Genomic DNA, 2,257 nt, shown 5'->3' with positions numbered 1-2,257 from the left:
TGTGCCAGTAGTAGTTTTTGTTGCTTGTTTACCTTGAGTTCTGTCTTGAATCCTAGTAGCATGAAGATATTTTACAACAAAATTCCAATATTGTTACCATAGAGGTGTGACTTGGCATAGGAAGCATAAGTAGTTAATTGTTATTAATTGTTAGCTTTTGAGTTACTGTTAATTAGCCCCAAAAACCTGTCCCACAGGTCAATAGGAGCTTTTTTTCCTAATTTTTGATTAATTAATATCAAAAATAAGCCCAAATGTTGATTGTCAAAAGGTTATAGCGATAGCTTCGCTCGCCGTAGGCATCGCAAATTTAGAAAATGAAAACGCCCTGCTCACTATAACGACAATTTTTCACGCCAACCTACCTAGTTATTTTTCGGTCTTCGTAATGGTTGGGAACTGATAGGACCCAAAAGTTGATTTAAACCCCGTAATTGTTCAGCAGTACCCATACAAATCAAAGTATCTCCCGACATTAACACCGTGTCTCCAGTCGGTCCACCAATGAGTTTACCATCAACGCGGCGAATTGCTAAAACTAAAGCCCCGGATTGCGATCGCAATTTAGCTTTTTGTAGAGTTTGACCAATAAAGGGACACTGAGACATATCTAGTAAAAATTCTTCCATATATAACTGGCGGTCTGCACCGGAGAGAATACCATCTACAAAGTCGAGAATCTGCGGTCTGAGGGCTGCTGCGGCCATGCGTTTACCGCCGGTAATATACGGTGAAATTACGGCATCTGCACCGCCACGCTGTAATTTTTGTAATGATTCTTCTGTACTAGCGCGAGCGATCGCCCGAATACCAGGATTAAGGGTTTTTGCTGATAGGACGGTATATAAATTTTCTGCGTCTGAAGGTAAAGCGGCCACAATGCAAATTGCTTTCAGAATACCAGCCTTGAGTAAACTATCATCTAATGTGGCATCACCCTGGTAAACAATATAACCAAGTTCCTGGGCTTTTTGTGCGGATTCCATTTCTGAGTCAATGACCACAAAAGAAACACCTTCCGCTTGAAACTCCTTAGCAATTTGTCGCCCGGTGCGGCTAAATCCACAGATGATATAATGACCTGACAATGATTCCATTAAACGCCTTTGTTGTCGGAGTCGAATTCCCTCTAAAAAATAGCCTTCAATAACTGCGGCTGTAAACCTATTGACAATATAACCAAGATTGACCACTCCCATGAAAATCAAGGCTATGGTAAACAAACGACCGCGACTACCCAAGGGGTGAGTTTCCCCATAACCGACGGTAGCTAAGGTAATTACAGTCATGTAAGCTGCGTCTTCCCATGACCAGCCTTCAATCAAACAATACCATAAAGTGCCAATTAAAAAAATACAGCCCAAGGCCAGCGCCCCGGCCATTAACTCTTTTTGAATACGTTGATATTTTTGCTCTAGGGTAGAATACACAGGTTAATAAAAATTAAGAGTTTAAAATTAAATGATGATTTATAGATGATACTCTAATATGAGCGATCGCTTTGTGAAAACATCTCATGATCCTATGCCTTTAACAAAGACAGGGTTAGGGTCGGTTAATATTGTACTAATATTTTAGTAATATATTCATAAATATTCCCTATTATTTCCTCCACCATGTCTAGACTCCTCGTTACTCAATACCAAGCGGAAGTAGAAAAAATCATTCAATATGGTGGTTCTCGCAAAGAAACATCCATTCGCGTCGCTTTCCAAAACCTCTTAAACGAATATTGTAAACCCCGTGATTTTCTGCTCATTCCCGAACTAGATTACAAACTACCAAATGGGAAAATTGTTTATCCCGACGGGACAATCAAAGATGCTTTGCGCTTAGATTGGGGTTATTGGGAAAGTAAAGACCAATACGACAAATTAGACGAGGAAATAGAAAAAAAATTAAATAAAGGTTATCCCGATAGTAATATACTATTTGAAGACTCTCAAACTGCGGTTTTAATTCAATCTGGACAAGAAACCCAGCGCGTGACTATGCGCGATGCGGATGCGGTAGATAGTATTATTAATAACTTCATTAATTATGTCCGTCCTGAAGTCCGGGACTTTCGGGAAGCAATAGATACATTTAGGCAGGATTTGCCCATTATCTTAGATTCTCTCAGAAAGTTGATAAAATGTCAAGAGGGTAATAATATATTATTTGAAAACGCCAGAGATAAGTTTTTTAATATTTGTCAAAAGTCCATAAATCCTGAAATTACCTTATTAGATATTCAGGAAATGATCATCCAACATAT

At 39.0% G+C, this 2,257-nt stretch carries 1 protein-coding gene and 1 pseudogene; one reads left to right on the top strand and one right to left on the bottom strand.

The annotated features are described in order from the left end of the window. Nucleotides 1-365: 365 nt before the first annotated feature. A complete protein-coding gene (locus H6G25_RS20750; RefSeq protein ID WP_035372309.1) occupies nt 366-1,430 on the bottom strand; it encodes a potassium channel protein in 1,065 nt (354 codons plus the stop codon). A 186-nt stretch (nt 1,431-1,616) separates the two neighbouring features. On the opposite strand from H6G25_RS20750, the pseudogene H6G25_RS20745 reads away from it, so the two are divergent. Further along, a pseudogene (locus H6G25_RS20745) lies at nt 1,617-2,257 on the top strand (DNA methyltransferase); the annotation flags it as partial.

The sequence above is a fragment of the Dolichospermum sp. FACHB-1091 genome (genome assembly GCF_014697585.1).
Lineage (GTDB): Bacteria > Cyanobacteriota > Cyanobacteriia > Cyanobacteriales > Nostocaceae > Dolichospermum.
Note: the sequence above shows the minus strand (reverse complement) of the source record. Positions and strands in the feature narration are given on the sequence as shown.